Raw genomic sequence first — 23,847 nt, 5'->3', positions numbered from 1 at the left:
CCGTGAATGGCCATCTCCCTTTCCAGCTGAATCCAGAACATCAGGGGCTTTCACATGAGAGATATTCAGGCATTGTTGAACGACGAGGACGCGACGGGCCTGGCCGAGTGGGTCAGGCGTGGAGAGGTTCAGCCGATCGACCTGCTGGAGGCAGTGATCCTGCGCATCGAGCAGGTCGAGCCGCAGCTCAATGCCGTCGCCGAGCGCCTCTATGACTCGGCCCGCAGCACGGCGCTGAATCTGAAAAAGGGTGAGGGTGTTTTCGCGGGTGTGCCGACACTCATCAAAGATCTGTTTTCACCCGTCAACGGCGCGGGAATGAGCAACGGCTCACTGTCGATGGGCGCGTTTCGTGCCAACTTCGATGCTGAAGGTGTCAGCCGCCTGAGGCGTGCGGGGTGCGTGTTGGTCGGGACCAGCACGGCGCCGGAATTCGGCACCTCATACTCCACCGAATCCACTCGCTTTGGCGCCACCCGCAACCCCTGGAATCCTGACCATAGCGCAGGTGGTTCAAGTGGCGGGGCCGCGGCACTGGTGGCGGCGCGGGTGGTGCCTTTTGCCCACGGCAACGACGGCGGCGGTTCGTTGCGAGTGCCTGCGTCCTGCTGCGGTGTGTTCGGCTTCAAGCCCAGTCGCGGCCTGATGCCATCAGGACCGATGGTGGGCGAAGGCTGGGCCGGGCTGAGCACCTCGCATGCCCTCACGCTGTCGGTGCGTGACAGCGCCGCGTTGCTGGACGCTACGGCGGGCATGGACCTTGGCGCGCCTTATGCGGCACCCGTTCAGGCCACGCCTTATGGCAACGCGGTGCGGCATGATCCCAAGTCGCTGCGCGTTGCATTGATCGAACAATCAGGCACCTGGCCAACCTCGGACGAGAGTCTTGCAGCCGTACGCGACGCGGCGCAGTTGTGCGAGTCCCTGGGGCACCGGGTCGAACGGGTGAGCCTGCCGGTGGTACTGCCCGAGTTCCTGGACCATGTATTCACCATCATCGGTGCCAATACCCGCAACCATGTCGATCTGCTGGGGCGCATGCGCGGTTTTGATGTGCAAGATGCCGAGCTGGAAGCGCGCACGCGCATCATTCTGCGTGACAAAGGCGACGTCAGCGGCGCGCAGTACGCCGCCGCCGTCGAATGGATTCACGCACTGGGGCGAAGACTGGCAGTGTTCATGCAGGATTACGACACGATTCTCTCGCCAGTGCTGACGCGCGAACCGGCCCGCATGGGTGAGCTTGTCGTACCGGATACCAGTTTGAGTTTCGAGGAACTGATCGAGCGTTCTCATCGCTACTCACCCTTTGCGGCACTGTTCAATGCCAGCGGTCAACCGGCGATGTCAGTGCCACTGTCCTGGAGCGCCGCAGGCCTGCCCATGGGGGCGCACTTTGCCGGACGATTTGGCGAAGAAAGCACGCTGCTGGCGCTGGCCGGACAACTGGAGCGCGCCCGGCCGTGGCGCGGGCGAGTGCCGTTGGTCAATGCGTGTTCCACGGGCCGCAAATGCTCGGCAGGGTAATACGTGACCATGAGTGCCTCGCCAGTGAAGATCATGTCGATCGGGTGATCTTGGCCTCAAGCGTATCAGACATCCGCGCAGCGCCAGCCGGAGGCGGCTTCAACATTCGGATTTGGAGTGAAACTCCTCCGAGGCGTTCTGGCGCCAGTTGGCGGGGTCTCGCAGGTAATGCGACAGCATCCAGTGAATGGCCACCGCCTGTTCGTCTTCGGAGTTCTCCGGGATCTCGTATCCCAACAGCCTCAGGCCCTGCGCAATGGACATGCAGCTGAAATTCGCTCTGCCCAGGATATAACGCAGGTCGTCATCAAGCGGAAGATGAGTGGGGCTGGAGATCAAGTCGCGAAGCTCCTGGACGGCCGCCGACTGATCGGGGCAGGGCAGCTTATCGATCTTTGCCAGTCGCTCCAGCAGAGCAAACGGCACGATTTTACATCTGTTGTTCATGGTAACTCCGGGTCGTACTGTTCGATCATCTCCTTGATCGGCATCATTGTTCTTGTTTGCCAGCGGGCAGAAGTCCTTGCTTACAGGCACAACGGTAATGCGGTGATCGTGGGTGGTTCATTAATATAAAAGTATTAGGTGGCCTTATGATATCGCGGGTGCATCTTTTTATATGGCTGCCGTAAAAAGTACAAGTTCGTTTAATCGGAAGGTGAAGGGCACGAGCGGTATTCTGACGAGATGCAGTATTACCGTCGGTCATCGGGGACTTTCGAGGACGGGGGATGGCCGAGGTACCCGGCGGTCGGCCTCCTGTCGTGAGGGCACAACTTCTGTGGACGTGCCGGGTCAGCTTGAAGAGGCCCGGCATGGGCCTGGAATATCTGTCTGACAGGAGGGGTATTGAAAATGGTAGAAGAAGACGAAATTCGTAAAAAAGCCTATGAACTGTGGGAAGCCGATGGGCGTGAGGGCGGCGGAAATCTGCTGCCAGCCGAGTACTGGCATCGAGCCCGTGAGCAACTGGAAGCGCAGCATAAGTCGTCCGGCGCCGACATGCTCGACGCAACAGAGGGCATCGAGCCGGACGCTGCGATGCCGGAGCGCTAGCGAACGCGTCTTTGCTTCTGGACCATGACGGCCGGAGCGGGACCGTTCAGCAGTGTCGCGGGCTTCTTGAAGAGCCTTTCAGTCAGAATGGTCACGCTCTTTTTCACGCCGTTCTGGACGTAATGAAACTCGAAACGGGCAGGGATGTGCATGGCTGTTTCTCTTGTTGTGTCGATCTGGACATTCATGGGATGCCCAGGCCCGTCGCACAGTTCAATCGACATGGACGAGTGACCAGTGCGTGGCGGAGGAGCGGTTTTTACGGGGCGGCATGTCCCACGTACTCCCATGTTGATCTGCAACGCGGGACTGATGAGCGGGCTCAACCGCGCGTGTTTGCAGGGCCGTGGTTTTTGCCCAGGATGCCTTTCACCGTCTGGGAGAACTCGGCGAGGCTGAAGGGTTTGGACAGCACTTTGCCCAGCGACTGGCCTTCGGTAATGCCTTCTGCCTCGGCGTATCCGGTGATGAACAGCACTTTCAGGTCTGGGCGCGTCGATGTCAGTTGCTGTGCCAGGGCAATACCGTTCATGGGGCCGGGCAGTCCGATATCCGTGATCAGCAGATCGAAGGTGTCGAGCTTTTTGACCTGCTCAAGCGCCGACAGGCAATCCGCCGCTTGATGAACTTCATAGCCTTGCTCGATGAGCAGTTCAGCGGCAATTTCACGCACGCCGGTCTCGTCATCGACAATCAGGATCACTTCCCCCTGGCCGGCCTTTTCAGGTATGGCCGCATCGTGCAGGTCAGTGCGTTTCTCGACGCCTCGCTGGTCTTGCGGAAAGTACATATTGACCGTAGTGCCCTGGCCCATGACGCTTTGAATACGCACCTGCCCGCCAGACTGTCGGGTAAATCCATAAATCATCGACAGCCCCAGGCCTGTGCCCTGGCCGAGTTTTTTGGTGGTGAAGAATGGATCGAACGCCCGGCGCAGCACTTCCTCGTTCATCCCGCAGCCGGTGTCGGCGACCGAGATCAGCAGGTAGGGGACGCGCTGCAGATCCTCTGCGCGTGCCAGTTCTTCGTCCGGCTCGATACGCTGCGTGCTGAGGGTCAGCGTGCCACCCTTCGGCATCGCGTCGCGGGCGTTGATGGACAGGTTGAGCAGTGCGTTTTCCAATTGGTTGAGATCGCAGTTGATACGCCCTTCATTGCACAACCGACACACGACCTGAATCTTCGGCCCCATGGTGCGAACGATCATGTCCTCCATGCTGGCGACCACCGCGCTGGGATCGAGCACCTGAGGCTCCAGCGGTTGCAGGCGTGAAAAAGCGAGCAGTCGGGCTGTCAGGGCGGCGGCGCGTTTGACCGCTGACAGCGCCAATGCGTGGTACTTGCCGACCTCGGCAAAACGCCCGCTGTCCATACGCAGCTGCATCAACTCAAGGCTGGCAGACACGCTGCCCAGCAAGTTGTTGAAGTCGTGGGCGATACCGCCGGTGAGTTGACCGACGGCCTCCATTTTCTGGCTCTGTCGCAGTTTTGCCTCGGCCGCCTCGCGCTCACGCTGCTCCTGCTGCAGTTGCTGAGTTCGCTCGGCGATACGCTCTTCCAGCCGGTCATTCCACTGGCGCAGCACCGATTCCAGACGAACCCGCTCGTTGACGTCCTCTATCGTGCCGTACCATTGGCGGCACAAACCCGCTTCGTCCAGATCAGGGAACGCCCTGACCCGATACCACTGATATTCGCCTTGGGTTTTGCGCAGTCTTGCCTGAACATCGAAGGGTTGCAGCGTTGCGACCGACTGCTGCCAGTGCTGGATGATCATGGGCATGTCGTCAGGGTGTGCAGCCTGGCGCCACCCCTGGCCAGGTGTTCGTTCACGCAGCACACCGGAAAAGTCCGACCAGCGATGGTCCAGTGAGGTGATGGTGCCGTCGACATCCGCCGTCCATGGAATCTGCGGATTCAACTGCACGGCAATGCGATATTGCCGTTCACTTTCACGCAGTCGCGCTTCGGCGGCCTTGAGCGCGTCGGTGATTCTGAACCGCTCGAAGCAGCCGGCAATCAGATTGGCATAGCTGCGCAGAAAATCGACATCGCTGTCACTGAAGGCCCGCGACACGCGGCTGTCGACCTGGAAGATACCGATCGGCCGCTGGTCGTGCGGCGCGTAGACAATGACATTGACGAACGCCTTGACCTGGTTGTCAGTCTGGAAGGAGTGCAGACGAAATCGGTTGTCTTGCAGTGCATCGGTCGAGATGACGGGCTGGTTCGTGCTCAGCGAATACCACTCAGGGCTGCCTTTTGTCAGCGGCACTTTCAGCTTACCGACAATTCCCGGCGTCCAGCCGACACCGTTGCGAACCCAGAACTCGCGTTGGTCGGGTGTGATCTGGACGAACTTGGCCAGATGGGTACCCAGCGCTTCGCCGACCTTGGCACACGCAGAATCGATAATCACATCCAGGTCCGGGCTGATCAATGCCAACTCACCGAACTCAGCCAGCACCCGGCGCTGGCGCAGCAGTGCCTGTCCCCGTTCGAATCTGTTCATAGGCGTCTGGTGCGGCCGACCTCTGAACGGCTCTCTGCGCGGTGATGAAAAATCCCCGATGATCCGGTTCGAACGCTCTTCATGGTCGGGCGTGTCAGTGAGCAAGCATATTGTGGTGAATGCTGAACATGATCCACAGCGTCAGGCCGACCAGCAGGACGATGATGACCGCCGAGAAGATCAGGGCCCTCAGGTTCCAGCGCTGCTCGACGGCGGTGTCCAGATGGAGAAAGAATTTCAGGTGCACGACGACCTGAATCATGCCCGTCAGAACCACCAGCCATACCGTCGTTATGCGCGGCAGTGCAGGGTACATGGCCAGCGAGAATGGAATCAGCGTCAACACCACCGAGAGAATGAAACCGACCAGGTACGAACGGTTGTTGCCAAGGCTGGTGCCGGCGGTGCTGCGAACGGGGCTTTGGGTGTACATGTCAGAGCACTCCGAGGATGTAGACGACGGTGAACACGCAGATCCAGACCACGTCGAGAAAATGCCAGAACAGACTCAGACAACTGAGGCGTGTGGCGTTGGTGGTCGTCAGGCCGCGAAAGTAGACTTGACCGATCAGCACCGCCATCCACACCAGCCCCGTCAGAACATGAGCGCCGTGGGTGCCGACCAGGGTGAAGAAAGCCGTGAGAAACGCGCTACGGTCAGGGCCGTGACCCTGCTCGATCAGGTGATGGAATTCGTTGATTTCCATCGCGATGAACCCCAGCCCCAACACGAACGTCAGCCCCAGCCAGCGCAGAACACTGGAGGTGTCATCCCGGTTCATCGCGAGCATGGCGTAGCCGTAAGTGATGCTGCTGAACAACAGCAACATGGTTTCGGTGAGCACATACGGCAACTCGAAAATATCGACCGTGGACGGCCCGCCCGCGACGCTGTCACGCAGGACCGCATAGCCTGCAAACAGCGTCGCAAACAGGATGCAGTCGGTCATCAAGTAGATCCAGAACCCGAAAACGGTCAGCGATCCCGAATCTTCGTGTCCCTGCTCGTGGCTGTGGGCAATGTCCTTTTCGATCACGATGTTCGACATGATCAGGCCTCCTCCAGCTCTTTCAGGCGTGCCTGTTCGATCTCGGCCACCTCGCGTGCGGGAATGAAGTAATCGATGTCATCGTCGTTACTGCGCACGATCAGCGTGACCACCGACGCCAATAACCCGAACGCCGCCAGCCACCAGATATGCCAGATCAGCGCGAAGCTGCAGATCAGCGCAAAGACGCTGATGATCAGACCGGCGGAGGTGTTGCGCGGCATGTGGATGGCCCGGTAATCGGTATGGCTGAGCGTGCTGACACCGCGCTCTTTCATGCCCCAGTAGGCATCCAGGTCATCGACCCTGGGCTGTTCGGCGAAGTTGTAGACCGGAGGCGGGGAGGCCGTTGCCCATTCCAGGGTCCTTGCGTCCCACGGATCGCCGGTGGTGTCGCGGGTTTTGTGGCGATTGCGGATGCTGACGAACAACTGCAGCAACTGCCCGGCCACACCGCACAGGATGATCGCCACGCCGATCAGTTCTAGCATCAGCCAGGGTGCCCATTCCGGGTTGTTGAAATGGTTGAGGCGTCGGGTCATGCCCATGAAGCCCAACACGTAGGACGGCATGAAGGCGAAATAGAAGCCGACGATCCAGCACCAGAAAGAGATGCGTCCAAGCCGGTCGTTGAGTTTGAATCCGAATGCCTTGGGGAACCAGTAGGTGAGCCCGGCCATGTAACCGAATACCGCGCCACCGATGATCACGTTATGAAAGTGGGCGACCAGAAACAGGCTGTTGTGCAATAGAAAATCGGCACCGGGCACCGACAGCAACACGCCGGTCATGCCGCCAATGCTGAAGGTCACGATGAAGCCGATGGTCCAGAGCATTGGCGTCTCGAAGCGCACCCGGCCGTGATACATCGTGAACAGCCAGGTGAATATCTTCACCCCCGTCGGCACGGCAATGATCATGGTCATGATGCCGAAGAATGCGTTGACGTTGGCACCTGCGCCCATGGTGAAAAAGTGATGCAGCCAGACGATGAACGACAGCACAGTGATCACGATGGTGGCCCAGACCAGCGACTTGTAGCCGAACAGGCGTTTGCTGCTGAAGGTGGCGGCGATTTCCGAAAAGATGCCGAACGCGGGCAGGATCAGGATATACACCTCCGGGTGCCCCCACGCCCAGATCAGGTTCACATACATCATTGGGTTGCCGCCCGCTTCGCTGGTGAAAAAGTGCATGCCCAGGTAGCGGTCCAGAGTGAGCATGAACAGCGTTGCGGTGAGGATCGGAAAGGCAGCGAGAATCAGGATCGAGGTGCACAGCGAGGTCCAGGTGAACACCGGCATCTTGAACAGCGTCATGCCCTGGGTGCGCATCTTGAGAATGGTCACGAAGAAATTGAGCCCGGTCAGCAGCGTCCCGATGCCGGACACTTGCAATGACCAGATGTAATAGTCGACCCCGACGCCCGGACTGTAGCCCAGTTCCGAAAGCGGCGGGTACGCCACCCAGCCGGTGCGCGCGAACTCGCCGACGCCCAGCGATATGTTCACCAGAGCCGCGCCCACCACGAACAGCCAGAAGCTCAGCGCGTTGAGAAACGGGTAGGCGACATCACGTGCGCCGATCTGCAGCGGCACCACGATGTTCATCAGACCGACCATGAACGGCATTGCCATGAAGAAAATCATGATCACGCCGTGGGCGGTGAATATCTGGTCATAGTGCTCCGGCGGCAGATAGCCGGGGCCGCCGTCGGCCGCCATGGCCTGCTGGGTGCGCATCATGATGGCGTCGGAAAATCCGCGTAGCAGCATCACCAGTGCGACGATGATGTACATGCAGCCGATCTTCTTGTGATCCACCGACGTAAACCACTCGCGCCACAGATAACCCCACTGGCCTTTCCAGGTGATCGAGCCGACCATGCCGATGGCGATCAGAGCGACGACCCCCAGCGTGTACATGATGATGGGTTCGTGCAGCGGGATGGCATCCCAGGACAGTTTTCCGAACATCTCAGCGCTCCTTCGTCAGCGTATTCCGGTCATCGGCGTCTTCGGCAGCTACAGGCTCCGGTCCGGTCCGTCCGGCCTTGTTCATGCCCTCATACTTGTCGACGATGGTCTTGAACAACCGCTGGTCCACCGTGGAGTAGTAGGTGATGTCGTAGCCGTGGGTCGGTATGGCCAGGGTCTTGTAGGAAGATTGATCGAGCGTTCGGGAAATGCCTCTGACCTTGTCCACCCAGGCTTCGAAGTCGGCGGGTGTCGTGGCGAGGGTGCTGAAATGCATATCGGAAAAGCCCGGCCCGCTGTAGTTGGCGGAAAAGCCCCGGTACTGACCCGGTTCGTTGGCGATCAAATGCAGTTTGGTCTGCATTCCGGCCATGGCGTAGATCTGTCCACCCAGCGCGGGAATGAAGAACGAATTCATGGCCGCGTCCGAGGTGACCGTGAAGCTGACCGGCGTATGCACCGGCATGGCCAGCTCATTCACCGTGGCGATGCCCAGATCCGGGTAGATGAACAGCCACTTCCAGTCCATGGCGACGACCTGGACATTGAGCGGCGGGTTGTCGGATTCGATCGGGCGATACGGATCGAGCTTGTGCGTCGTAACCCAAGTGACCCAGCCCAGAATGATAATGATGATCAGCGGAACGCCCCAGACGACGGCCTCGATCTTGTGCGAGCTGGCCCATCGCGGCGAGTATCTGGCTTTCTTGTTGGTCGCCCGGTACCGGTAGGCAAACAGGAAGGTCATGACAATCACTGGAATGACCACGATGAGCATCAAGGCAGTCGACAGAATAATGAGATTGCGCTGCTCGAGGGCTATCTGGCCTCTGGGATTGAACACTACCCAGTTGCAGCCGGACAGCGTCAGGGCGACGAACAGCGCCAGCAGACAAGACTTGATCGTTCGCATTGACGCTCTACCTCACGCAAGGGTTGAACGGGGAGTGCAACACGTTTTCGTGGTCTGAACGTTGCAAAGCCTGCGATGGAGACTGGCACGCTTTTAAGTGTTACTTGCACATGCTGTTTCACTGTCGTGACGGCTGAACGCAGAACTCATCGGCTGTCAGGAGCGCCTGTTTTCCGGTTCTACTGAATGATCACCATATTCCCAGTAGTCATTCGTGGGTGACTGTTTCTGTCGTTCAGGGCGTTTTTCTTTATACGTATCATTGCCCGCGTCGTCCGAAGTTCGCTCATATACATGGCCTGTCTTGTCGGCAGGGGTATAGTGAGCGCAGGACTGTTTACAAGGCTGGTCAATCGTCGACATTTTGCACCTCTTCTCGGCAGGTTAGATGCACCGTTTATCACTTTCTCGTTAAACCGACGTCTGAACTGGCTTGTGCGTTTGAAGTGCGGGATAGGCATTGGTTTTAGGCAAGCGCTGAAAACAGGATAAACGGTATTACAAGCGAAACGGCGCGTGACCTTTTGTCGCTTCATGCGTAAAGGATGGGCGACACACCATATGCTTTATGAGTGTTTCAGAGTCTTCCTGGGATGGATTCATCGTGGTGTTTTCTGGAGGGTTATATGTTTAACAAGAATAAGACCTCACCTGCAAAGTCTGAAAGTCTGGTGACCGAGAAGTCTTATGATCGACATCTTGAAAACGGTTGCACGGCTAATGTCTGCGCCCGCCAGCTGCCGGAGGGCACGATCGAACTGGTCGTCTGCGTCATGGGAGAGGATGGGCATACGGTGGCCAGGCGCACGACGAAACTGCCGGGTGCCGAATGGACCGTGCCCGATGCCATGAAGCGTGGTATCGATCAGGCGGAGCGCATCGCCGGGGGCGAATCCGGACGCCTGCGCGTGGCGGACCGTGCGGACCGCGAGGATGACGACGATGACGACGCGCCTGAGGTCAGGCCGGGCGTGACCCGGTCATGGCCCGATCAGGAGTAGATGCCATGGATGACGAATTCGCCTTGTAATCGAACGGGCTCGATGGCGTGAATGATGCCTGTGGCCAGCGCCTGTGCAGGGTCGAGGATACGTGGGGCAGCGGTCAGGTACTTTTCGGTCTCCAGCGCTTCGTCGGCCTGGTGAGTACGTTCCGCTACGATGCGCGAATAGAGTTGCAGGTCGTAGTCCAGACTCATCGCGTATTCAGACATGCGTGAATGGTCCACCGAGCCGTGCAGATGCCAGTGGAACGGGTGAAACAGGAACTTGCTGTGCAGGCACGCCGTGCGGTGCTGTCCTGCCAGAAAGACAATGTTGCCCATTGACTCCACTGTGCCCAGGTTATGCGTATGGACAGGGATGGGCAGCGCCACGAGAAAGTTGTAGAGCGTGAAACCATAACTGCATTCACCGCCCATGGTGGCGATGTTGAGGGTCAGTTCCGAGGCCTCGCGCTGAATGGCCAGCGACGTCTTTTCAATGAGCTGTCCGCAGGTCGAGGCGTTGATCGGGCCGGTGAAATTGATGATGTGCAAAGTCATGTGCGCATCCTTGGACGTGGTAAAAACGCAAGCTCAGTACGTTATGTCGGCACCCAAGGCACCGTCGAACTATCAGGCTGCGCTATTGCTACCGATCTCACAGACATACAAGTGCGGGGGAGCGTTCGTCTCCCCCGCAAGGCGATTGAACAACGTGTGACGTGCTGAATGTCGTCCATGTCGGACGCCATGCATTCAACCGGTATGCGTCATTCTATCTATTCCGAGGATTGGCGGCCGCCACCATGGCTCTTTTGTCCACCTTTGCGACCGGCTTCCGACGCTTTTTCCCGGTCATTGGCAAAGTTGCCACCTGAGGACTGGCCTCCCTTCTTGCCAGCTTCCGACGCTTTTTCCCGATCGTTTGCAAAGTTGCCCGGGTTCTTGTTACCTGTGGTCATGATGGCTCTCCAGTATCAAATAAGATTCTTGAGGTTGTGTGTCCATTTTTTGAGTAAGGACACTTCTTCGGATTGGTGTAATGCCTGAAATGTTTTTGCTATTTTTTATCGGCTGATCAATGGCGGTAGTTGTAAAAGTTTTGTACAGAAAGTCACTTGTTTCTTCCTGGGTTGTACAGTTTTGGTCACATCTGGAACAGGCTGGAAATGCAATGATTCGTTTATTGTTAGTTGCGAGTATCCGGACCGAACGCTGTTGGACACCTCTGTCTCATCGGTGATTGATCGAGCCCCTTGATCCATGTCACGGGTTTGCTTCAGGCACCGATGAAAAATAGTGCGGGGTCCTATGATCCGGCTGGCTCTGTTACGCGTATGCAGGGCTTCGCTTTTTTCCACACGCTGTTTTTGTCAGGTCCGGGGGACTCATGGATCCGCGTCTCGCAGGGCTTTCCTTCCTGCTTACCCTTGCATGGACCGGTACGGTGGTTTTGGTCATGTGGTTTTTTTCCTGAGGCACGGCGCCTGCTTCCAGATTATCGGTAGTGGCGAACTAATGGCTCGTGGCGCAATCTGTATCAGCAATCAGGCACCTGTACGCAACGCCTTTTCCTCGGCAGAGCCCCGAAGCGCTATCGAACGGATTGAGAAATACGATTACCCATGGATGCCTTCCGGCGGCAATGTCTCACGCGGCGAAGACCGTTTGCCTGTTCTGCTGACACCCATACGCAGCACCCTTTTGATAACTGTTTGACTCTCAGAGCATTTTTCCATGTCGACCACAACTGTAAGTACCCCTAAGGACATGACCGGGGTGCAGTTGGACCTCCACTCGCTGATGACGGCCATTGATCGGTCGCAAGCGATGATCGAATTCGATCTCGAAGGCAATATCTTGCGGGCCAACACCAACTTTCTCGATTGTGTCGGGTATCGACTCGATGAAATCCAGGGTCGGCATCACCGCATTTTCTGCACGCCCGACTACGCGTCCAGCGTCGAATACGCGACCTTCTGGGAAAAGTTGGGTAAGGGTACGTTCGACGAGGGTCAGTACAAACGACTGGGCAAGGGCGGCAAGGAAATCTGGCTGCAGGCGACCTACAATCCGGTGCTGGACGAGCTCGGCAACCCGGTCAAGATTGTAAAGTTCGCGACTGACGTCACTCATCAGTGCAAGACCCATGCCGAATACGAAGGCAAGGTTGCCGCCATCGAGCGTTCGCAGGGTGTCATCGAGTTCGACCTGAACGGCCGGGTGCTCCACGCCAACGAAAACTTCCTGTCGATTCTGGGTTACCGCCTCGACGAAGTGCAGGGCCAGCACCATCGTATGTTCTGCGATGACGAATACCTCAACAGCCCGGCCTATCGGGCGTTCTGGGCGAAGCTGGAGCGGGGGGAATACGATTCCGGCGAATACAAGCGGTTGGGCAAGAATGGGCGCGAGCTGTGGATCAGCGCGACCTACAACCCGATCTTCGACCCCGAAGGCCGTCCTTACAAGATCGTCAAGTTCGCCAACGATGTGACGGAAAGCCGTGCGCGTCAGGCCGAACAGGCAGGCAAGGTGACCGCCATCGAGCGTTCCCAGGCAGTGATTGAGTTCGACCTGACCGGCAAGGTGCTGACGGCCAACCGTAACTTTCTGAATGTATTTGGCTACGATCTGAACGAAGTAGTGGGCGAGCATCACCGCATGTTCTGCTCCGAAGAGTTCGTCAGCAGCCTGGCTTACCGTGAGCTGTGGGAGAAACTTGGCCGTGGCGAATATGACGCCAACGAATACAAACGTCGGCGCAAGGACGGCAAGGAGATCTGGATTCAAGCCACCTACAATCCGATTTTCGATGCCCAGGGCAAAGCCTACAAGATCGTCAAGTTCGCGCTCGACGTGACCGATGCCAAAGAAAGCAGTGTCGAGGACAAGGGCAAGGTCACCGCCATCGATCGCGCCCAGGCGGTCATCGAATTCGACATGGCCGGCAATATCCTCACTGCAAACCCTAACTTTCTCAAAGCGATGGGTTACGGCATGCAGGAGATCAAGGGCCAGCACCACCGGATCTTCTGTGAAGAGGAATACGTGCGCAGCACGCCATACCGTGAGTTCTGGCATGGGCTGGGGCAGGGCGAGTTCTTCTCGGGACGCTTCATGCGTCTGAGCAAATATGGCCAGCACGTCTGGATTCAGGCAACGTACAACCCGATCTTCGACCATGAAGGCAAACCGTTCAAAGTGGTGAAGTTCGCCACCGACATTACCCGTCAGGTCGAAATCGAACAGGCCATCGAGGCCAAGACCGTAGCGATGGGTGAATCGGTCAAGGCGCTCATGAACGCGATTGCCTATGTGGCCCAGAGCACGGACACGGCCACCGGGCTGGCACGTCTGACCCGCGACCAGGCCAGCCGTGGGTCACAGACGCTGGGCAAAGCGTCCGAAGCGATGGACATGATCGCCAAATCGGCGGAAGGCATCCAGGACATCGTTCAGGTGATCAGTGAGATCGCCAGTCAAACAAACATGCTGGCGTTCAACGCAGCCATCGAAGCGGCACGCGCCGGTGAACATGGCCTGGGCTTCTCCGTGGTGGCGGACGAGGTGCGCAAGCTGGCCGAGAAATCGTCCCGCGCCACCAAGGAAATCAACAAACTGATTCTGGAAACGGTCAGCCGGATCGAGTCGGGCAACGAGATTTCCCGCAGCGCCGGCGAGGCATTCGAGCACATCGTCGAAGGCGTTATGCAAACCACTCAGGCCATTGACGGTATCAACACTGCCACCGAGAAGCAGCGTGTGTCTGCCCAGGAGGTCGAATCGCTGATCATCGAACTCCACAAGACCAATTCGAACAGCAACACCGAGGGGCTGGACAAGGTGTCCGTCGGACAATCTGCATGAGCGGTATGAATGCCTACGGGGTGGTGCAGATCAACGGCACCTACCTGGCGGTCATCGCCGACGCGCTGATGGAAGCGGTGCACTGGCCGACCGACCTTCAGGCGCACCCGCTGACGCGCGGCGTGCTGCTGGGCGTCTTCACGTTGCGTGGCAAACCGGTGCCGTTGGTGGATCTGCGCAGTCAATTGGCCGAAGGTGCCAACAGCTCGGCACCGACACCGCTGGTGGCGATTCTGAAGTTCAGCGGCGGTTATCTGGGGCTGGCAATCGATGCCGTGTGCGACATTCTCAAGGCTCGCGAATCGCAGTTCTGCGCCATCGGCCAGGGCGGAGCCAGCGGTGGACTGCTGCCTGAACTGCTGTTGAACACCGAAGAGTCGCGCATGATCTACAAGCTGGACCTGGCAGTGCTGGCCGGTTTGCCGGGGGTGATGTTTGCCGCCGATCAGCATGCGCAATTGCTCAAGGAAGAAGCCCAGGCCGCCAAGCATCGCCTGCTTCATTACCTGGTGTTCGAATGCGACGGGCGCCATTTCTGTATCGATGCGAGTGTGGTCACCGAACTGGTTGACGAGCCCGACATCAGCGCGTCGGATTTCGGCAGCGATTGCTGTTTCGGCGTGACGTCGGTGCGCGGCACCCAAGTTCCGGCGTTGAACCTTTCCGAGGTGCTGGGGCTGGATCACCAGCGTCAAACCACAAAACCGCAGCTGTTAATGCTGACGGCACCGGACGGGCGGGTCTGCGGGTTTGGCTATGACCGGATGGTGGCGATCCATCGTCAGGACCCGGACAGTCTATTGGCGGTGCCTGGCTATGGCCTGCCGCACCCTGAGCTGTTTGCAGGCGTGATGAATCTGCAGGAGGGCGAGCAGGCCTTGTTGCTTGACCACCCGCAATTGCTGCAGCGCCCTGAAGTCACGAGTTACACCAAGGTCTACCAGAATGATGTGCAGCCCGCACAGGCCTCGCACGATGTGACCAAGGCCATGTTGCGCCACGCCTGTCTGCTCTTCGATGCGCCGACCCGTTTTGTAGCGCCGTTGAGCCAGATCGTCGAGATTCTCGCCATGCCACGGCAGTTGATTGGTTTGTCCCAGCCTTCCACGCATTTGTTGGGTCAGTTCAATCTGCGCGGCGAGCAGGTGCCGTTGATCTGCCTGAGCAGCCTGCTGGGAGAGGACTCGCCCGAGCGCACCGAGGCGTCGCGGGTACTGATCGTGCGCGGCGAGCGGCTGTGCTTCGGCTTTGCGGTCAGCCGGGTGGATTCTATCGACGCTTTCAATCAATTCGATCCAGCGATGCTCGAGCAGGGGTGGCAGACCAATCTGGGCAAGGAGATTTCGGTCAATGATCGGGCGCGCTCACTGGTCAGTGTCGGCAGCCCTGAACGCAGTTGCCGTTTGACCCTGCTGGACCTGCAGGGTGTGGCCAGGCAACTGGAACACGGCGTGCAGCAACGCGCAGTGGCTTGATGCGAGGGCGAATCAATCTGAACCGAATGCTGCGCGCGTGGCCTTACGTTGACAGCCACGAGTGGAGCATCTGACGATGACCGACAAGAAAGACGAAAAGAAACCGGAACCTCGCGACGACGTGCCTGCGCACTCGACGCCCGAGGAAAAGGAGCGGCTCAAGGACTTCAATAAGGACGGCATTCCGCCTGGTGTCTGTTGAAACCTGTCTTCACAAAAACGCCCGGCCTTACACAGGCCGGGCGTTTTCGTTACGCGGCGTCTGACGATCACTCACCCGCCGCGAAATCCTGCAGAACACTGCCTTCCATCCGATAGCGCACCCACTCATCCTGAGGCGTTGCGCCGATGGCTTCGTAGAACTTGATAGCGGGCTCGTTCCAATCCAGCACGCTCCATTCCAGACGGCCACAGTCGTTGGCCACTGCTTCGCGGGCAATGTGTCGCAGCAACGTGCGTCCGGCACCGACGCTGCGTTGTTCCGGTGTGATGTACAGGTCTTCCAGATACACGCTATTGCGACCGAGCCAGGTCGAGTAACTGTAGAAATACACCGCGTACCCGATGGGCGTGTCGTCGCACAGGCACATCAGCGCCTTTGCGGGTGCGTTATCGGCAAACAGTGAACGCTGAATGTCCTCTTTGCTTGCCTTGACCTCATGCCCGGCACGTTCGTAGATCGCAAGTTCGGTGATGAACGCCAGAATCTGACTGGCGTCGGCGGCAGTGGCGGGGCGAATGACGAGCGACACAAAGACTCTCCTTGACGGCTGTGAAAGATGGCGCGGCATGATAGCCGCATCGTCCTGCGAGCCGGTAGTCAGGCGTCGCGCAGCAGGTCGTTGGCGTTGAGCAATTGCCAGGCGATGTGCGGGTTGGCTTCCAGCGCCCGCCTGATGGCGGCTGGAATGGACTGGCGAGTCTTGCGGCAGACCCCGACCTTCTGCTCCACGAGAATATTGATGCCGCGCATGGTGCGTACTTCGTTGAAGCCCGGCATGACGTCTACACGCACGCCCAGTTGCACTTCGATCTTGTGCAGTACGTGTTCCAGATCGTTCAGGCTGGTGATGGCCTCGAGTCGCTCAAGCAGGCGTTTCTCCTGATCGCGGGTCAGCAGCAGAATCCGCCGGTCGGCATCAGGCGCGTCGAGCCGCTCCCGCTCGCAATCGCAGACGCCGGGTGGGCAAGGGTTTCGGGTGGGAAGCGATGCATTCATGGGGCGCAGCATAGCCATTGTGCGAGGCGTCTGACCATAGGTGCGTCAGGCCTTTTATCCTGACGCTGGCTCCTGAAACAATTAAGTGAACGACCGATGGGACACAGGGCGTCCGGTCTTGATGTGATCAGGGCATTCCAGGCTGCACGCACCACTCAAATCATCGACACCCGCAAGAATGTTCGAGACGTCCATCCGTGATTCTGCGAAAGTTGCTGCCCCATAATCGGTCATGCGGTTGTTCATGTTTCGTTCTTCATCTGCTTATCAGGCGTTCAGTCAGGGCGCCATTGCGGTCATGCCGCTGTCGTTGGCCTGCGCGCCGTGGGGCCTGCTGGCCGGGTCTCTGGCGCTGGAAGCCAATCTCACGCCGCTGGAAAGTCAGGGGCTGTCAGTTATCGTCTTTGCGGGAGCCGCACAACTCGTCGCTATCGGCATGCTGAAAAGCGGGGCAGGGATCGGCTCGATTCTGCTGACGACGCTGCTCTTGACCTCACAGCATCTGCTCTACGGTCTGCACATGCGCCCGACGCTTTCACGTCTGCCGTTGCGCTGGCGGATGAGCCTGGGTTTTCTGCTGACCGACGAATTCTTCGCCCTCAACAGCCAGCACGGAGGCGCATCGTTCAACCGCTGGTTCGCGCTCGGCGTCGGGCTCACGTTCTACCTGATCTGGAACCTCTTTACCTTTCTGGGCATCGTGCTGGGTAACAGCTTTCCGGGGCTGGAACATCTGGGGCTGGAGTTCTCGATCATCGCCACCTTCATCGCCCTGGTCACACCGCTGGTGCGTAATCTGCCGGTGGTGGTGTGCGTCGCCGTTTCGCTGTTCTGTTCGGTGCTGTTCAGCTACTGGCACTGGAGTGCGGCGCTGGTGCTGGCCGGAATTGCAGGCATGACCGCAGGTTTCGTCGTCAAACGTGCGCTGGGGCAGGAGGCATCATGATCTTTGTGGTCATTATCGGAATGGGACTGGCGGTGTTTTTCAATCGCTACGTGTTTCTGGAGCCGCGCCTGCCGTTCACGCTGGGGCGCAACGCACGGGATTTTCTCGGCTTCGCCGTACCTGGCATGTTGACCGCGATTTGTGGGCCGATCATCTTTCTGCCTGAACACCGGCTGGAACTGAGTCTGACCAATCCCTACTTGCTGGGCGCACTGTGCACCGTTGTTCTGATGCTCTGGACCAGGCGGGTTCTGACCAGTGTGATGCTGGGTATGGGCTGTTTTTATGGGTTTCGCTGGCTTTTTCCGGTCTAGCGGCACTGGCAGGTCCGGTAGCGGTGGCCTGCCAGTGGTGAAACGCAATTAGGCTCTGTACGAAAAGTGGCTGCGCTCGGTGATGCTGCGTTAAAAACAGGCTCGTGCGCGAGTCCGATCGGAATGCTCATTTACAACACGTAGACTCCGCTTCCTCGCCTGTTTTTGCCTTGCCTGACCTTCGCTCGCCGACTTTTCGTACAAAACCTAGCGACTGATCAGATCAGTTCGGCCACTTCATCTCGCCTTTGATCACTTTGGCACTCAGCTCCAGCGAACTCGGCTCGGCCAGTTGTGGCCAGGCTTTTTTCATGGCGTCGATCAATGCCGCGGCGTCCTTGGCCTTGGCAGCGTGCTCGTCGAAGGATTTGAGGTAGTCGGCGGTGAACGTGACAGCCTTGGTTCCTTCAGGCACCTTGCCCAGATAGTGGCCCGGAATGACGGTGGCCGGCTTCAAGGCTTCGATGCCCTTGAGGGTGGCAAGCCAGTCCTGACGGGATGTCGGCGTCTGGGTGTCGGCGATCCAGACGTGAATGCCGCTGGATACGACAACACCGCCTACAACGGCCTTGAGCGACGGAATCCAGACGTAGCTGCGTTGCGGCGCCGAGCCTTGCAGCCCTTTGATTTCCAGCGGCTGGCCTTCCAGCGTCAGGTGATCGCCCTTGAGTACTTCAGGCAGGACCAGTCTGGCTGGAGCGTTGTCCTTGAGGATCGGGCCCCAGTAGGCGAGCTTGCCCTGCATCGATGCCTTGATGGCTTTCACGGTGGGTTCGCTGGCGACGATCTTCGCCTCAGGGAACGCCGCCTGGATCACGTCCAGACCAAAGTAGTAATCCGGGTCGCTGTGGCTGATGTAGACAGTGGTGAGTTTCTTGCCGCTGGCCTTGATCTTCTGCACCAGCGCTTCGGCGTCGTTACGCTGGAACTGGGCGTCGATCAGCACCGCGTCATGCTGGCCGGTGATCAGTTCGGAGGAGACCGGGAAGATGGCTTTTTCGGCTGGGTTATAGACGTCGATCTTCAGCGGATCGGCGGCCTGAGCGGCCAGTGGAAAAAGAGTGGCGAAGGAGAGGGCGAACAGGGCACTGCGCAACATGGTAACAACCTTTTCGAGTGGCAGACGGGAAGTGGTCTTATCTTAGGTTGCTTGAAGTGAAACAAAAGCCTCAAAATTGGCAACTATTGGTTGCCTGGATCGGACGAATTATGGATCGCATCATGGCGGCGCGGGTGTTTATTGCCATTAACGAGCGTGGCAGTCTGATCGCTGCCGCAGAGTCGCTGGACATGTCCCGGGCCATGGTCACGCGCTATCTGGCGCAAATGGAAACCTGGGCCGGAGCACGCCTGCTGCATCGCACCACCCGCAAACTGGGTCTGACGGCACCTGGCCAAGTGACGCTGGCACGCTGTCAGCAACTTCTGGAGCTGGCCGACGCCATGCCGCTGGCGGCCGATACGCAGGTGGACGAGCCGCGCGGGATGGTGCGCATCGCCTGTTCCCAGTCGCTGGCGCAGGCGGTGCTGGCACCGGCAGTGACGGCCTACCTGCAGCGCTATCCCGGCACGTCTGTGGACCTGTTGATCGGCAATCAGGCGGTGGATCTGGTGAGCGAACGGATCGATCTGGCGATCCGCATCACCAATCAGTTGGACCCCAATCTCATTGCACGCCCGCTGGGAACCTGCGATTCGGTCATGTGTGCGTCGCCCGCTTATCTGGCGGTCCGCGGCACACCCCAGCGGCCACAGGAGTTGAGCGGCCACAATTGCCTGACCTATTCCTACTTTGGAAAGAGCCTTTGGGAGTTCGTGCATGCCGGACAGCCGTTGAGTGTGCCCCTGGGCGGGAACCTCAGCGCCAATGATTCGGTGGTGCTGCTCGAGGCCGCAGTGGCAGGTGCAGGGGTCACCTTGCAGCCGGTTTACTCGGCAGCGCCATTGCTGGCCAGTGGGCAACTCGTCGCGCTGATGCCTGACTACCAGCCCCGCACGCTGGGCATGCACGGCATCTATACCTCGCGCCAGCACCAGTCGGCGACCTTGCGCACCCTGCTGGATTTTCTGGCGGAATGGTTCGGGGAGGACGTCTTATTGCGGGGGTAGAGGCATAGGTTGCGTGATACGCAGGCCGTCTGTATCAATCACCTGACTGCTGATGAAACGCTGAAATCTGCTTCTGCCCGGAGAGCGTGGGAGCTCTCGGGGGTTAAGACGTCAGCGACGGGCTGCGTAGCGGCCCTTGAGTGGATCTGATACGCCGAAGGCTGCCGGTTCCTGGCAGATCGCCGGCACGCCGCCTCCTGGTTGAAGACGGCGGGGCCTCCCACAAAAACACGTTTCCTGGCAGGTCACGCGTTGCGCGTTGACGGAGGCTTTTCCAAGGTCTTTACCATCACGTCTTGAACTTGCGCACCAGTGCATCCAGCTCGTTGGACAGCGACGCCAGGCTGCTGGAGTCGACACGGGCCGAGTCGGACAGGGTGGCGATCAGTTGCGCATCGCCATGGATCTGGCTGATGTGTCGGTTGATGTCCTCGGCCACCTGATGCTGCTCTTCGGCGGCGGTCGCGATCTGGGTGTTCATGTCGCGGATCACGTCCACCGACTCGCGGATCTGGCCGAAGCTGCTGCGTGCCTGCCCGATCTTGGTCACCGACTGTTGCGACACATCCAGGCTCGCGTTCATCTGCTGTGCCACGGACTTGGTACGTTTGGCCAGGTTGCCCAACAGCGTGTCGATCTCCGCAGTTGAGTCCGCTGTACGCTTGGCCAGCGCGCGGACTTCGTCGGCCACCACGGCGAATCCGCGACCCTGTTCACCGGCACGCGCCGCTTCGATGGCTGCGTTGAGCGCCAGCAGGTTGGTCTGCTCGGCAATCGAACGAATGGTGGCCAGAATCGATTGAATGTCGATGCTGTCCTTTTCCAGTTGCGTCACATCCTTGGCCGAGCGGGCGATCTCTTCGCTCAATTGATCGACGCTGCGTACCGCGTCGTCGATCTGGCGCTGACCTTCACGGGCCTGCTGTTGACCGCTGTCGGCAGAGTCAGCCGCCTGGCTGCAGGAGCGGGCGACTTCGTTGGAGGTGGCGACCATTTCGTGGAACGCCGTAGACACCATGTCCACCGCTTCACGCTGACGGCCTGCGGCTTCTGCCATGTCGTTGGAGACACGGGTCGAGCTGTGCGACGCCTCTAGAATCTTGTGCGCCGCCTGGCTGATGTGCTGGATCAGGCTGCGGATCGCAGTCAGGAACTTGTTGAACCAGCCCGCCAGTTGCGCGGTTTCGTCGTTGCCGCGCACGGTCAGGTTACGGGTCAGGTCGCCTTCACCGTCAGCGATGCCTTCCAGACCGGTCGAGACGCTGTGAATCGGACGCACGATAACCCTGGCGAAGCTCGCGCCGACAATGGCGAACACCAGTGCGAGCACGGCGGCGATGATACCGATCAGCCAGGTCAGACGCGTGGCCGACGCCATGACTTCTTCCTGCTTGATCAGGCCGATGAAGTTCCAGCCCAACTGCTCGGACGAGTAGACGTTGGCCATGTAGCGCTCGCCGTTGAGCGTAACCTCGACCAGACCACTGTTGGTCTTGGCCAGCTCGGCAAAGCCGTCGCCCAGCTCACCCATCTTCTTGAAGTTGTGTTCCGGCTGCTTGGGATCGACCAGCACCGTGCCGTTCTTTTCCATCAACATCAGATAGCCGCTTTCGCCCAGCTTGATCTGTTTGACGATGTTGGTCAGTTGCTTGAGCGACACGTCGATATTCACCACGCCGCCGGGGTTGCCGAGCTTGTTGGGAATCGCGCGGATGGTGCTGACCAGCACGGCGTCGTCGGCGGCCCAGTAATAGGCGTCGCTGCGTACGGTCTTGCCGACGTTGGCCATCGCCGTCTTGTACCAGGGACGGACGCGAGGGTCGTAGTTGCTCATCCTCGGGTCTTCCGGCGTCATGATGTAGCTGCCGTTGATCAGGCCGTAGGAAACATAGGAATACGCCGGGTGAGCCTTGGCAATGCTGGCGAACAGCTCGGTCGCCTGCCTGTCATTTTCCGACTGCGGCGTCGCAGCGGCGCCCATATAGTTTCTGAAATCGTCGCTGGCACCGGCGATCAGCGGGTGCGCGGCGATGTAGTTGACGTTCTGAGTGATGCCGTCGAAAAACAGCTGCATGGCGTTATCGACCTGACGAATTTCGCGCCCGCTGCCATCCACGAAATTCTGGGTCGCCTCGTCGCGCAGGTTCACGACGACAATCGTTGCCACCACAATGATTGGAAGGCACGCAATGACTGCGAATGCCCAGGTCAATTTCTGTTTGATGTTCATGTGAGCTCCGGAGTGTCCAGTACTACCGTGTGTTGGGCGCTGCATTTGTGTGCAGTCTGTCGAACCATGTCATCACTCGGGAGCGCTGTCTTATGGTCTACCACTAGCAAGTCGGCGTTCCACCGGGATTCTTTAAACGGGATGGCGGTATCAGGCATTTATGTCGTTTCTGGATCATGGGCGATACCCCAGTTCGCTGCTGATGTGTGCGCTGCAGGCCAGCAACAGATCCTGAAACCGTTCCCGCGCGCCGTCCGGGTCCATGATGGCGTCCGGGCCGGACAGGTTGATTGCCGCCGTGACCTTGCCCGCATGGTCCTTGATTGACGTGGCGATGGCGGTCGCATAGTCCGAGCGGTGCAGAACCCAGCCGCGCTCGCGATCCTGCCGTGTCATGGCTTGAAGTTCAGGCAGCGTGCGGGGGGCCGGAGCAGGGTAGTCGTCCAGGCGGATGTGCTGATAGAGCCTGCTCAGCTCTGCGTCGTCCAGTGCCGTCAGCAGCATGCGGCCCATGGCCGTGCAGTGGCAGGCGATGCGGGTGCCGACCGGAACATTTACTGAAAGACGCTGCGCAGCGAAGGCTCGGTAGAGGTACAGGCTGTCGGTCTGCTCACGAATGCTCAGGTGGCAGGACAGCGACGACTGGTCACGCAGCCGGTTCAGGTGCGGCATCGCGACGTCGACAATGTCGCGGCTGGCCAGATAGCTGAAGCCATCGCTGATCACTCGCGCACCCAGTTCGTATTGCGTGCCGTTTTTGTTCAGATAGCCCATGTCGGTCAGGGTGAACAGAATCCGGTAGACCGCAGACGTGCTGACGCCCAGTCGCCCGGCGATTTCGTGCATGCCGAGCGAGCGGGTCTGCGCTGAAAACATGCCCAGCACGCTCAACCCACGGGCCAGGGCGGGGACGATGTAGTCGGTGTCTTTTTCAGTCGTATCAGTCATGGATAGCTTCACCCTGGCTCATGTTCGTTTTCGTCCCCGACGGATGAAACACAGAATGGGTGGGATGTGCACTCAGCCAGCCACCCTCGTTCTGGATCTGCTTTTCGCGCTTGTTGTACAACGACGAACGCAGCGAGTCAGAACGATTTCAGACACTCGCCCCATCAAACTCCGCCATCGCATCCAGCACTGCATCCTTGAAGTACGCCAGCGAAGCGCGGTCGAACAGAATCTGAAAACACGGCACCGACTGCGCACCGACATTCACCACGATCACGTTGATGCGCGCCGCCGAGGTCTGGGCCACCGCCCCGGGCGGGAACGCATGCACACGCAGGTCCACGCCGCACAGCTTGGCCATCACCTCGCTGATGCACACCCCGCTCAGTTGCAGCCACGCGTGGCTGTCTTGACGTGGCAGGAGGTAATTGGCGATGTGGTCCAGCTCCCAGCGGACCTCTTCATCGGCGATGCGCTGGCCTTGATCCTGCGCACTGCCCAGCAGCAGGTATTCGGTCTGCGACAGACGCGCAACGTGGCTGCCATCTGCCTGAGTCATTGCGCGGTTGGGCGCGTCGGGCAGGTCGAAGCCGCGTGCGGTCAGGTAAGCGGCGCTGTCCGTGCCGCGAAAGCCGACGCGTGGCAGGTCGGTCAGATCCTCCAGCGTGCACAGCGGCATCGGGTCAAATCCAACAGAGCGTTCAGCAGAAAGACGGGTCAT

At 59.1% G+C, this 23,847-nt stretch carries 24 protein-coding genes and 2 pseudogenes; 10 read left to right on the top strand and 16 right to left on the bottom strand.

Annotation, left to right across the window (positions count from 1 at the left end):
• The first annotated feature begins 54 nt into the window (after positions 1 to 54).
• Positions 55 to 1,527: an amidase gene (locus JTJ32_RS23300; protein ID WP_210043447.1), complete on the top strand. Its 1,473-nt coding sequence runs from the start codon at positions 55 to 57 to the stop codon at positions 1,525 to 1,527.
• A gap of 99 nt (positions 1,528 to 1,626) precedes the next feature.
• On the opposite strand, the gene JTJ32_RS23295 is transcribed toward JTJ32_RS23300, so the two are convergent.
• Positions 1,627 to 1,974 carry a hypothetical protein gene (locus tag JTJ32_RS23295; RefSeq protein WP_210043446.1) on the bottom strand — a complete coding sequence of 116 codons (348 nt, stop codon included), beginning with the start codon at positions 1,972 to 1,974 and terminating at the stop codon, positions 1,627 to 1,629.
• A 408-nt stretch (positions 1,975 to 2,382) separates the two neighbouring features.
• Between JTJ32_RS23295 and JTJ32_RS23290 the strand changes: the two genes are divergently transcribed.
• Entirely contained in the window at positions 2,383 to 2,583 is a 201-nt protein-coding gene (locus tag JTJ32_RS23290; protein WP_236059417.1) for a DUF2934 domain-containing protein, read from the top strand.
• On the opposite strand, the gene JTJ32_RS23285 is transcribed toward JTJ32_RS23290, so the two are convergent.
• The 6 genes from JTJ32_RS23285 to cyoA form a co-directional block, all read right to left on the bottom strand.
• Positions 2,580 to 2,807 (bottom strand): hypothetical protein, encoded by a 228-nt coding sequence (locus JTJ32_RS23285; protein ID WP_210043444.1) that lies wholly within the window; start codon positions 2,805 to 2,807, stop codon positions 2,580 to 2,582. The genes JTJ32_RS23290 and JTJ32_RS23285 overlap by 4 nt on opposite strands.
• A gap of 98 nt (positions 2,808 to 2,905) precedes the next feature.
• Positions 2,906 to 5,095, bottom strand: coding sequence for a GAF domain-containing hybrid sensor histidine kinase/response regulator (locus tag JTJ32_RS23280; protein ID WP_210043443.1), 2,190 nt, complete (start codon positions 5,093 to 5,095; stop codon positions 2,906 to 2,908).
• A 94-nt stretch (positions 5,096 to 5,189) separates the two neighbouring features.
• Positions 5,190 to 5,528, bottom strand: a complete 339-nt coding sequence (cyoD, locus tag JTJ32_RS23275; RefSeq protein ID WP_099226543.1) for a cytochrome o ubiquinol oxidase subunit IV — start codon at positions 5,526 to 5,528, stop codon at positions 5,190 to 5,192.
• Position 5,529: 1 nt separating this feature from the next.
• A complete protein-coding gene (cyoC, locus tag JTJ32_RS23270) occupies positions 5,530 to 6,144 on the bottom strand; it encodes a cytochrome o ubiquinol oxidase subunit III (RefSeq protein WP_099226544.1) in 615 nt (204 codons plus the stop codon).
• Between the two features lie 2 nt (positions 6,145 to 6,146).
• A complete protein-coding gene (gene cyoB, locus JTJ32_RS23265) occupies positions 6,147 to 8,120 on the bottom strand; it encodes a cytochrome o ubiquinol oxidase subunit I (RefSeq protein WP_210043442.1) in 1,974 nt (657 codons plus the stop codon).
• Between the two features lies 1 nt (position 8,121).
• The gene (gene cyoA / locus JTJ32_RS23260; RefSeq protein ID WP_099226546.1) at positions 8,122 to 9,033 is read right to left on the bottom strand and encodes a ubiquinol oxidase subunit II; all 912 of its coding nucleotides are present in this window, start codon (positions 9,031 to 9,033) and stop codon (positions 8,122 to 8,124) included.
• Positions 9,034 to 9,659: 626 nt separating this feature from the next.
• Here cyoA and JTJ32_RS23255 point away from each other — a divergent pair.
• Positions 9,660 to 10,034, top strand: coding sequence for a hypothetical protein (locus JTJ32_RS23255; protein WP_236059411.1), 375 nt, complete (start codon positions 9,660 to 9,662; stop codon positions 10,032 to 10,034).
• Here the strand turns inward: JTJ32_RS23255 and JTJ32_RS23250 are convergent.
• Together JTJ32_RS23250 and JTJ32_RS23245 are read right to left on the bottom strand one after the other, a co-directional pair.
• Positions 10,025 to 10,576, bottom strand: a complete 552-nt coding sequence (locus JTJ32_RS23250; protein ID WP_210043441.1) for an ATP-dependent Clp protease proteolytic subunit — start codon at positions 10,574 to 10,576, stop codon at positions 10,025 to 10,027. The genes JTJ32_RS23255 and JTJ32_RS23250 overlap by 10 nt on opposite strands.
• A gap of 218 nt (positions 10,577 to 10,794) precedes the next feature.
• Positions 10,795 to 10,977: a con-10 family general stress protein gene (locus JTJ32_RS23245; RefSeq protein WP_099226548.1), complete on the bottom strand. Its 183-nt coding sequence runs from the start codon at positions 10,975 to 10,977 to the stop codon at positions 10,795 to 10,797.
• A gap of 775 nt (positions 10,978 to 11,752) precedes the next feature.
• Between JTJ32_RS23245 and JTJ32_RS23240 the strand changes: the two are divergent.
• The 4 genes and pseudogenes from JTJ32_RS23240 to JTJ32_RS26560 all read left to right on the top strand — a co-directional run.
• A pseudogene (locus tag JTJ32_RS23240) lies at positions 11,753 to 13,258 on the top strand (PAS domain S-box protein); the annotation flags it as partial.
• Positions 13,259 to 13,291: 33 nt separating this feature from the next.
• Entirely contained in the window at positions 13,292 to 13,885 is a 594-nt protein-coding gene (locus tag JTJ32_RS26855; RefSeq protein WP_408004623.1) for a methyl-accepting chemotaxis protein, read from the top strand.
• Positions 13,882 to 15,360 carry a chemotaxis protein CheW gene (locus tag JTJ32_RS23235; protein WP_210043438.1) on the top strand — a complete coding sequence of 493 codons (1,479 nt, stop codon included), beginning with the start codon at positions 13,882 to 13,884 and terminating at the stop codon, positions 15,358 to 15,360. The genes JTJ32_RS26855 and JTJ32_RS23235 overlap by 4 nt, the downstream gene beginning before the upstream one ends.
• Positions 15,361 to 15,436: 76 nt before the next feature.
• Positions 15,437 to 15,562, top strand: a complete 126-nt coding sequence (locus JTJ32_RS26560; protein WP_004887921.1) for a hypothetical protein — start codon at positions 15,437 to 15,439, stop codon at positions 15,560 to 15,562.
• 67 nt (positions 15,563 to 15,629) lie between these two features.
• On the opposite strand, the gene JTJ32_RS23230 is transcribed toward JTJ32_RS26560, so the two are convergent.
• Positions 15,630 to 16,112 carry a GNAT family N-acetyltransferase gene (locus JTJ32_RS23230; protein ID WP_210043436.1) on the bottom strand — a complete coding sequence of 161 codons (483 nt, stop codon included), beginning with the start codon at positions 16,110 to 16,112 and terminating at the stop codon, positions 15,630 to 15,632.
• Between the two features lie 68 nt (positions 16,113 to 16,180).
• Positions 16,181 to 16,579: a hypothetical protein gene (locus JTJ32_RS23225; RefSeq protein WP_210043434.1), complete on the bottom strand. Its 399-nt coding sequence runs from the start codon at positions 16,577 to 16,579 to the stop codon at positions 16,181 to 16,183.
• Between the two features lie 244 nt (positions 16,580 to 16,823).
• Between JTJ32_RS23225 and JTJ32_RS23220 the strand changes: the two genes are divergently transcribed.
• Positions 16,824 to 17,525 (top strand): AzlC family ABC transporter permease, encoded by a 702-nt coding sequence (locus JTJ32_RS23220; protein WP_099226552.1) that lies wholly within the window; start codon positions 16,824 to 16,826, stop codon positions 17,523 to 17,525.
• Positions 17,522 to 17,839 (top strand): AzlD domain-containing protein, encoded by a 318-nt coding sequence (locus JTJ32_RS23215; protein WP_099226553.1) that lies wholly within the window; start codon positions 17,522 to 17,524, stop codon positions 17,837 to 17,839. The genes JTJ32_RS23220 and JTJ32_RS23215 overlap by 4 nt, the downstream gene beginning before the upstream one ends.
• Positions 17,840 to 18,062: 223 nt before the next feature.
• Here JTJ32_RS23215 and JTJ32_RS23210 read toward each other — a convergent pair whose 3' ends face one another.
• Positions 18,063 to 18,938 (bottom strand): MBL fold metallo-hydrolase, encoded by an 876-nt coding sequence (locus JTJ32_RS23210; protein ID WP_210043432.1) that lies wholly within the window; start codon positions 18,936 to 18,938, stop codon positions 18,063 to 18,065.
• A gap of 110 nt (positions 18,939 to 19,048) precedes the next feature.
• On the opposite strand from JTJ32_RS23210, the gene JTJ32_RS23205 reads away from it, so the two are divergent.
• Positions 19,049 to 19,948, top strand: a complete 900-nt coding sequence (locus JTJ32_RS23205; protein WP_236059409.1) for a LysR family transcriptional regulator — start codon at positions 19,049 to 19,051, stop codon at positions 19,946 to 19,948.
• A 289-nt stretch (positions 19,949 to 20,237) separates the two neighbouring features.
• On the opposite strand, the gene JTJ32_RS26850 is transcribed toward JTJ32_RS23205, so the two are convergent.
• The 4 genes and pseudogenes from JTJ32_RS26850 to JTJ32_RS23190 form a co-directional block, all read right to left on the bottom strand.
• Positions 20,238 to 20,966: a methyl-accepting chemotaxis protein gene (locus JTJ32_RS26850; RefSeq protein ID WP_408004622.1), complete on the bottom strand. Its 729-nt coding sequence runs from the start codon at positions 20,964 to 20,966 to the stop codon at positions 20,238 to 20,240.
• A gap of 129 nt (positions 20,967 to 21,095) precedes the next feature.
• Positions 21,096 to 22,022 (bottom strand): annotated as a pseudogene (locus tag JTJ32_RS26845) (HAMP domain-containing protein); the annotation flags it as partial.
• 330 nt (positions 22,023 to 22,352) lie between these two features.
• Positions 22,353 to 23,126: an IclR family transcriptional regulator gene (locus tag JTJ32_RS23195; protein WP_099226557.1), complete on the bottom strand. Its 774-nt coding sequence runs from the start codon at positions 23,124 to 23,126 to the stop codon at positions 22,353 to 22,355.
• Between the two features lie 148 nt (positions 23,127 to 23,274).
• Positions 23,275 to 23,847, bottom strand: a complete 573-nt coding sequence (locus JTJ32_RS23190) for a sarcosine oxidase subunit gamma (RefSeq protein WP_184323046.1) — start codon at positions 23,845 to 23,847, stop codon at positions 23,275 to 23,277.

Source organism: Pseudomonas alliivorans (assembly GCF_017826695.1).
Lineage (GTDB): Bacteria > Pseudomonadota > Gammaproteobacteria > Pseudomonadales > Pseudomonadaceae > Aquipseudomonas > Aquipseudomonas alliivorans.
The sequence above is the reverse complement of the archived record's forward strand: the minus strand, read 5'-3'. Positions and strand labels throughout refer to the sequence as shown.